The organism is Hahella sp. CCB-MM4 (assembly GCF_002260525.1).
Classification (GTDB): domain Bacteria; phylum Pseudomonadota; class Gammaproteobacteria; order Pseudomonadales; family Oleiphilaceae; genus Hahella.
Genome location: NZ_MRYI01000036.1, coordinates 1 through 8,979, shown reverse-complemented (window position 1 = coordinate 8,979; position 8,979 = coordinate 1). Strand labels below are relative to the sequence as shown.

At 51.1% G+C, this 8,979-nt stretch carries 1 protein-coding gene; it reads right to left on the bottom strand.

From position 1 onward, the window contains the following. Positions 1–8,979 (bottom strand): LysM peptidoglycan-binding domain-containing protein (locus BTA51_RS28575; protein ID WP_168188332.1); only part of this gene is annotated, 8,979 nt, incomplete at both ends.

Here is an 8,979-nt window from a genome sequence, read left to right as displayed (position 1 = left end):
ACGAAAATGAGGAGTTCAAAGCGCCTTTGAGGCCGCCATCCAACAGCGCATTGCCAGTGAACCCTTTCCCTAATCCCGTGGTGGCTGTTGTAGACAGGAACGATGTTGCAACATCCCGCCAGCGGAATGATCTTGGCGTATTGGTAATCCCACCGGCAAAATAGTTGGCTCCCACTGCCGTTGCCGCGGTGATGGCATTGGCGGCGGTTCTTGTCCACTGTCCCAGCTCAGCCAACTTTCCTGCTTTCAGGATTTCTTGTGCTTTTCCAGACTCAGCTGCGGCTACGGCATTATTGGTATAGGCGCCTACTGCCATTGTTGCTGCAGTGGTTAGGCCTCCCCTGATGGCGCTTCGTAAGGAAAAGTGTTCTTGAACTCCCAATTCTTTTGCGACCAACTGCGAAGCGGCACTTCCAACAAAACCGCCAATAAATCCTCCTGCTGCCACAGAGGCAAAGCCTGCCGCGGAAGCGGCTATAGACGATGCACCTAGAGTACCAAGACCTGCAGTCCCTACAATCCCCCCAGTGGTGACTGCCGCACCTACCGCATCGGCAATCGCCCCTGCCATATAAGGCGCAACAATGGCTGTTACCGCCACTGCCACAATCATCACAATGAGCCCGGCACCACCACATTTACCTCCATTCGATGGTGGAGGTGGCTCCGGCAAAGTGGGCGTAGTATCGCCAATTGCCAGTCCAGGCTCGTATGGCCGGAAAGTACCCGCATTGTTGTGGACATTGGTGACGACGTTGGGTATCACCAGGTTCAAGCCGGAGGTCAGGGCCTCGCCACCGGACAGCCCATTGGCATCAGCGATCAGATACCAAAGACTGCTGTCACCCCATTGACTGGCGGCGATGCCTTGCAAAGTATCTCCCTGAGCCACGGTGTAATAGCTGGAGGATTTAGCAGGGTAATCCGGATTGATCGGTTGGTAATTCTGGTCAAAGTCGGCCGAAGTTACCGGCACGACCCGCTTCAAATTCGAGTAGCCAATTCTCTTTTTGATATCGATTTGATAACTATGATAGGTTGGCTTATCGCCGTTCCCTCCACGCCAATAATGGGTTTCCGTTCTTAGCACCTGATCCTTATCTCCGGTATTAGCCAGGTGTTGAACGTAGTCTGTACGCGAGGGCACATCGTCATTCCCCATATCGCCCCTGACGATGCCATCCAGATAATAAAACTTACGGCGAATAACTTCGGAAGTTTCCTTGGTTGCCGCGCTGATGTCTTCGCGTTGGATAATCTGGCCACGATGGTTGTTGATATAGGTTAGGGAGCGGTCGGCCTCGTGATCATAGACAAACAAGTTATGCCCATTGGCGTTGTAGGCATAATAGGAAACACCAGGGTCCAGACCATCGCCGATGGCATCGATGATCACCTTGCTTTGCTTGTAGGTATCAAACCGGTCCCGGGTATTGTAGTAATACTTGGTTTCTACATCCGCTTCCCCACTCGAACCTGCATAGAAGGTTTTCTTTAAGGTTTCTCCGTCATTTAGATAGGTGTAGGTAAGCACGCCATTCTTGCTATCTCCCTTTTTCACCAGAGTGGTATCTGTGATAACCCGGTTGTCGGAATCGTATTGATACTGGTTATGGCTCCAGACTTGCTGCTTAACGGCACCAGTGTCATCGAAGTAGTTAATATACTGGTAATGGTTCGTCATCCGCCCCAACGCGTCATTTTGACGGTAGGCAATCTTGCGGTAGCCATTCCCCATATCGTTACTACCGTTGTAGCGAATACCCGTTCCGCTCTTGTTCAGGTAGTTCGCGTCATATAACCACACCGATTGAACACGTCCATAATGGTCGTAGACGTACTTCTCCTTGACGACAACCGCCTTACCTTGGTCATTCCTCAACGCGCTATTGCTGCTAACCCGACGTCCCAACGAGTCATAAGTTAATTCATATCCCGTATTGCCTGCCCGGATTTTTCCGTTACCGTCCAGGGATCCCATGGTCACCGTAAAACGGTTTTCCTTATCATACAAATAATACAGATCCTGGGTCTGTACTTTGGCACCGGCCTGATTTCCCGTGATGGTATAGTTGTCGTAGGAGGTTTTCACCCGACGCCGGTTACCCACAGCATCATAGAAATATTCAAGGCTATATTGATCCGAGTCTTCAATCGTCTTGACCCGCCCCAAAGCATCATAGGTGGCATGTACATTTTGATAGGGCGCCGGATTACTGGTTCCCGTCAGTGAGCCATCGCTATAGGTTTCAGTGATCACATTGCCATTGGCGTCATAACGGAAATCCGTGTAGCTTCCGATCCCCTCATCACTGATACGGCGAACCCGACCATTGTTGTAATACTCATATTGTATGTTCTGGCCATTCCGCACACGTAATTCTGGTCTTAAGCCCAGGTCATCCGGGATCACGCCGGTGCTATAAGTGGAGGCTACAGGAGTTATATCAGGATCATTCTCTACACTCGTTTGTGAAATTAACCAGCCTGCCTGATTGTAGTGATAGACATATTGATGCCCCCCCAGGTCCCGGTGTTCACGAATACGGCCAAAGTAATCCACCTTATCCTGCAAAGTATTATTGGTCTGATAGTTGACGTCACTTTCAGTATTCAAACCGGTAATGGTTGTTTTGGTAAAGCCGCCCAAGCCATCCCCAATCCCCTGCTCATAGCCGTAGATATAGCTGGTATCCCGACCTGCGAAACTCGTGTGTTGAACAATGCGGGCTTCACCGTCGTAAAGGTATTTCTCGCGGTTCCCCAACGCATTGGTATGCGCGATCCGGTTACCCTGCTCATCGTATTCGTACTCATCATATGAAAAGTCCAAATCATGGCTATAGGCCCACAAAGATTCAAAATTCCGGGATGCGGTTAAACGATTAGCCTTATCAAATGTATAGCTGTGATATTGAGCGATAGAATCGATCATCACCCTACGATTACCCAGGGCATCATATTGATAGGTTTTCGTCGCCCCTGTCGCATCCGTTTCGGACATCAACAATCCGCCACTAAAGCTCTGGCTTCGATAAAAAGATCCTTGGTTTTCTTCTATCGAGTAACTTTCATCGCGAGCATTGAGATAACTGTTGGCGTCTTCCGTTGCCACGATATGCCCTTGGGCATCATAGTAATAACGGGTAACCGGATGGGTTTCTAGGGTTTGCAGTTCCCCATTAACCGCATGATCTTGAGCAACCTCCACTTTAGGATCGATTTTGTGGGTTAAACGGCCTTGGGTGTCGTAGAAGGAATGGGTCTCATTGCCGTTACCATCAACTTCCGTGACTACTTCTCCAAAGGCGTTATATACCTGCCTGCGGTGAATCTGATATTGGTTATGAGTTCCCAGGAAATAGCTCGCCCGGTAGTTCTGTATGACCGTGTTTTGCTGGGAATTGCCGGAGGTTTCAGATCTACCGCTGGCGCCGTCAGCGACTTGTCGGTAGGTCCTGCTCACTTTTTCGACTTCAAACTTATAATCGCGAGTACTCCCTGAGCCTACACCCACTGTAGCTATAAATGTGGCCTTATTGAGAATATTTCCATCTGCATCTTTGGTGATATAACTAACATAATGGTCACCGGTAATAGAAATTGCGTAATAAAAGCGGTTTCCTGACTTTATAGCTCCATCTAAACCAACACTACCAATGGTATTTGGAACCCTTAAAAGCACACCACCAGTCAATGTTGAAGCTGCATTATTAGGTTCCTCAATCAATATAAAATTGTTGTCGGTCAAACCAGTAAGCGTATCTGTCTCGTTATAGCCATTATTCGTTTCCGAATACTTAAACTGTTTATCAAAGAGTACTTTATTGCCTAAGTCTGGAGTATAGATTTTAAACCTGTACCATAGGCTACTGCTACTAATAGGTATGACCCAATCTTCAGATTCATATACATGAGTTACTTCTGATTCAACGGTCTCTGTCCCGACAGTAGCTGTTACCAAATCCAATTCTTGCGAGGTGTTCCTAGTTGTATTTACCAAGTCAATTTTTATCTTTAAGTTCACCCCTAATTTTTGCAACTCCTCAGGGATATGCATAGTAAATCTTCTTTTAATTTTATACTCATGCTTATAGTCATCATTATCTCCTCCAAGTTTCCCCAGGCTATTCGTCCATAGAGCAAGAACTTTAGAATTGACAGTAAATGTGCCTCGCCCTATCGCCTGGGCACTACCCACCACAGGTGCCCCAACTTTTGTTGATTCCTGAGTATCCATATAGCGAACCTGAGCTCGCTTGATGCTATGACCCACGACCCGGTAGCCCGAGACATCCACCGACTGCCCCTCACGAGTAACGGTCAGGCTCACGGTATAAGTCTCTCCGTCTCCGAAGCTCGCGGCGGACAATTCTTCCGCTGTCAGTTGATCGCTACCATCAAACTGGAAGTTCTGGGTCTCAATATCCCGGTAGATATAGTTGTTGCCATCCTCTGTCGCCTTCCAGACTCGGACAATGGTCTTGGTAAAGAACTGTTGCCCCGTACTGGCATCGATGCCCTTGTCTTCGACCACCTCTCTCGTCCAGGCGTTCTGGTAGCTGTTATGCTCGCTGCCCAGGCTGATATCCGAGTAGCTGATCCCCACCTTGTTGAGGGCTAATTCCAGTCCTAAAGCCCCTTGTACTTCAGACAGATCAAAATCCTCAAATCCAACTGGGGTGTAGGCAGGAGTAGAATTTCCAGTTGCGCTCGAAAGATACTCATAGGTGGTATTAGTGGCGACTTCGTCGGACTGATAAACCTCATCCACACCGGTAAAGACCGGCTCTCCGGCTTCATTGAACGTCACCGTGCTTTCGTCGGTGCGCGTCAACAGCCAGTTCTCCAGATCAATGCCTGATTTCCAGCCCTCGTCCGCAATGTCCTCGTACAGTTGAGTCGTTAACTTCTGATAATCATGAGGCGCTTCAAAGGTGTCGGTCAGTCGATTTCGTTCATCAAACACACTGACTTTCATCTGTGACTTAAGAACGGATAACTCAACCAAATCCGTCGGACTATTAATGTTATTAAAGTCGATATGCTGAACTTCATTGGTCTCTTCATCCACGGGATTTTCATCCACCAGGATAAACTCGGCCGTGGCATTGCCGTTGAGGTCATACAGGTAAAGCTGAGGCGCACCGGTTTCCTTATTGGTGCTGAACAGGCGGCCTAATTTGTCATACTTATATTGTTCCTGATACTGGCCATTCATCCCTTTGGCTTCAATATCCCCATAACCGTTGTAACGAACCTCATAGGTCAAGCCTGTGGTATCCACGTGCTTGATTTCCCGGTTCTGGGCGTCATACCAGTATTGATAGGTATGAGTTGTCGATGTGTTATCCGCGTTGCGCTGGGTCCATTGTTTTTCAACCGCATTGCCGAAAATATCGGTGCAGAATTGGGTCACTGCCCCAGTCGCATCCTCTTCCGACTGCACATACCCCAGCAGGTTATACACTACCTTCTGAGTCTGATCTTCGCTGTCCACCGAGCCATGACGGGTGGTACTGACAGCATGTCCTAACGCATCATAGCCGTAGGTGGTGGTAGCACGTACACTGACACCCCGATAATCAGTAAATTGTTGGCCCAGCTCCGTCGTCACCCGACCAAGTTCGTCATAGCGGATCTCTGTCGTCCGCCCCATCATCCCGCCATCACCAGGCGCAATAGTGGTACGCAAACGATCAAGATCGTCGTACGTATACTCAGTCGTGCGTGACGTGGCTGCGGTTTTGACCGGAGCATTACCACTCAGGCTGTAGTCATTCACGTTGTAGACAATATCCCGAACTTTCCGACCTAGCATATCGTAATCAGAAACCTTCCGCCGATCCGCCTGGACTTGGCTGGCCAGCACATCTTCGTTGGCCAGGTCTGCCAGATCCTGATCGGCCAGGGTCGCCGCTTTGGCTTCTGCCGCCGAACGTTGGCCCGCAATATTGGATTTCAGTTCATCCAAAGTGGCGTACATCGCCGGATCTTTCGCCTCATAGGCGTAACGGTATTCTTCGGTGACCTGACCAAATCCACTGACCTTCCAGGTAGTCAGGGCGTGGTGCCGACTTACATTCAAGGACCCGCTGGTATCTTTATCATAATGAATAACACCCGCTTCCAGCTGAGCGACTTTTTCACCCCGTTTGTCGTAAAAATAACGGGTAGTATTACCCCGACCATCGGTCTCAGCTACCAGTTGTCCGTTCCTGTCATAGAGATTGAAGGTCTGGATGGCACCAGCACTGTATCCGTCATCATAGAGACCACCAGCACTGCCGCCTTGAGCCAGCGCTGCAATGTCCTCAGCTTTAAGGGCCAGATCAAAATGGGTCTCGGCCCGGGTACGGGTTTCCACCACCCGGTTGTTCAGATCATAGACCGAGGTCAATTCACGATAATCATCCGTGCCGCTAGCCAGTAGTGTGGCCAAGTTGCCGTTGCTGATCGGCGACAGGGCTTTGCCATACTGACGCTCTCGAATACGGTTACCCTTGTCATCATAGGAAAAAGTTTTAACGCCCCCAGCTGCATCTACTTGAGCCACTAGGTGATTCAATGAATCGTACTCGAATAGCTGCTTCTGGAAGCTGCCCAACGCGGAGGAAGGCTTGCCATTGCCATCAATCTGATAGGCCTGCACCGTTTCCTTCAGACGGTTACCGAACAGGTCAAACTCCCGGGTAGTCACTTGGCGCACATTGCTGTAGCTTTTCAGGACTCCCTCGGTGTTGTAGTAATCAAAATCGGTGACTGCTGACCATACCGCTACTTCCCGGTTCAGTTTGTCGTGCTGGAACAGCGTTGTCCGGGTCTGGCCCGTGATGGTCTTAAAGCTCTGGCTTGACGCATCCCAGTAGCTGCCTTCGGTGACCGCCACTTTGTTGCCAAAGGCATCGTAGCGCACCTGTTCGGCCAATTGGCGTTGGGCCGTGTTGCTGATGTCCGAGTTGAACACCACCGTGGTGCTCGGATGGATGGTGGCGGTACGACGACCCTGGGCATCGTACTGGTACTGGGTGACCTGGTTTTCCCGATTGGTCCAGCTTAAGCGGTTACCTGAGGCATCGTAGGTGTAATGATCGCTCACCACCGTGCTGCTGGTTTTCTGCGCCTGTTCTTCCACCACCCGGCCCAGAGTATCAAACACACTGCCGGTGTGACGGTCATTGCTGGCATCGGTGGCCACCAGGCTTTGCACCTGAGTCAGGGTCTTGCCACTCAGATTGGTGCTGATCGGGGTATTCCAGGCGGTTTTCGACACCACCTGGCCGCTGGCATTATAGGCGTAACCCTGCACATAGCCTGCCGGGTCCACCTGCAGAGTCAGACGATTAAGTTCATCGTAGAAGAAATACCCGATATTGCCTTCTGCATCCGTCGACTGAATCAGGTTGCCAAACGCATCGTAGTCACTCGATGTGGTGTAGCCTTCGCCATCAGTCTCACTGATCTTGAGTCCGCGGCGATCGAAATCCTGGCTGTGGCTGTAAATATCCTTCAGAACCTGAACATGGGAGCCGTTGGGCAGATAGTCTGGATTCAGGAAGCTCAAGGTTGAGGCATACTTTGATAGCCAACTCGCCTGTTGACTCGCCCACAAGCTACTGTTGTCGGCCAGATATTTCACTGACAAGTTCTTCAGCCGACTCAACTCTCCTTTAGTCCAATCAGTGAGATTCGTCGTCAGCTCATAATAACGGGGATCAATCACCCGGGTGATCTGACCAAAGCCGTTGTATTCATAACCGGTGGTACTGGCTTCGGCAGTGCCCGCCGCTTTGGTTTCCAGAATCACCCGGTTCAGGTCGTCAAACACATAGGTGCTGGTCTGGGCGTTGCTCAGCCCTTCCCCACTGACCAGTTGCACCACATTGCCAAAGCGGTCGTAGTCCTTGCGTGTGACCAGGGTCTGGCCATCCACGTCCGGCGCATAGATCCGCACCTGACGATTCAGCGCATCGTATTCGTAACGGGTGGTCCGATCCCCGCCCTGAGCATCGTTGTTCAGGGTCACGCCATCACTGACGTAGTCCGCCGCGGTCTTTTCATAGACGGAGACCGCGGTGGTGTAATGGGTTTCGCTCAGCAGGTTATCGAAGCCGTCATAACGGTAGCGAATCACATAGCCTTTACGGTCTGCGGCCGCCACCTGGCTGTCATCCACCGAATCCCTTGGGCTCAGTTTGGCGATCAGGCGGTTATTGTCGTCATAGGCAAAGCTGGTGGTATTGCCACGGGCATCCATTACCGACGTTCGGTTACCGGCATGGTCATAGGTGTAAGACTCTGTCACCCAGGTCTCGCTGCTGCCTTCCATCAGACGCTGGGACTGACGGATCACCTGACCCCGGGCATCGTACTGGTAACGGGTGATCCGGGTGGCATTGTCGATCGCCAGGGTACTGAGATCCGCGTGAGTGGCGGTGCCGGTATACACCTGGGCATATTGGCGCTCTTCCACCACCTGGTTGAAACCGTTGTAAACCGTCTCACTCACATAGCCTTCGGCATTGAGACTGAAGCGCAGACGGCCCAGGTCGTCATACACAAACTGGGTCACCTGATCCCGGCTGCTGTCAGCCAGGGCGGTCACCGCCGCGTCCATCGCCCCTTCCGTCGGCGCGATACCAACGCCGGAGACCGCTTCCGCATAGCGGGTGGTGCGGATCACATGGCCCTGGGCATCATATTCTTGATGGGTCACATAGCCGGCCGCATCCAGGGAATACACTAACTGGCCACGGGCGTCGTAGACAGATTGGGAAGTCCGGACGGTCGTTGCGGACATCCCCAGATTGTGACCCAAAACAGCGCCTTCAATCTTCGCTCCCTGATCAATGAGCGAGCTGTCGACAAAATACTCGGCCGCACTATCGTAGGTCTTGGTAGAGGTGTATTTCAGTACAAACGCCGAGTCGGTCGGGGACTTCAGGTAGTATTTGACTTGGTTGCCTTCAGCAACGATAC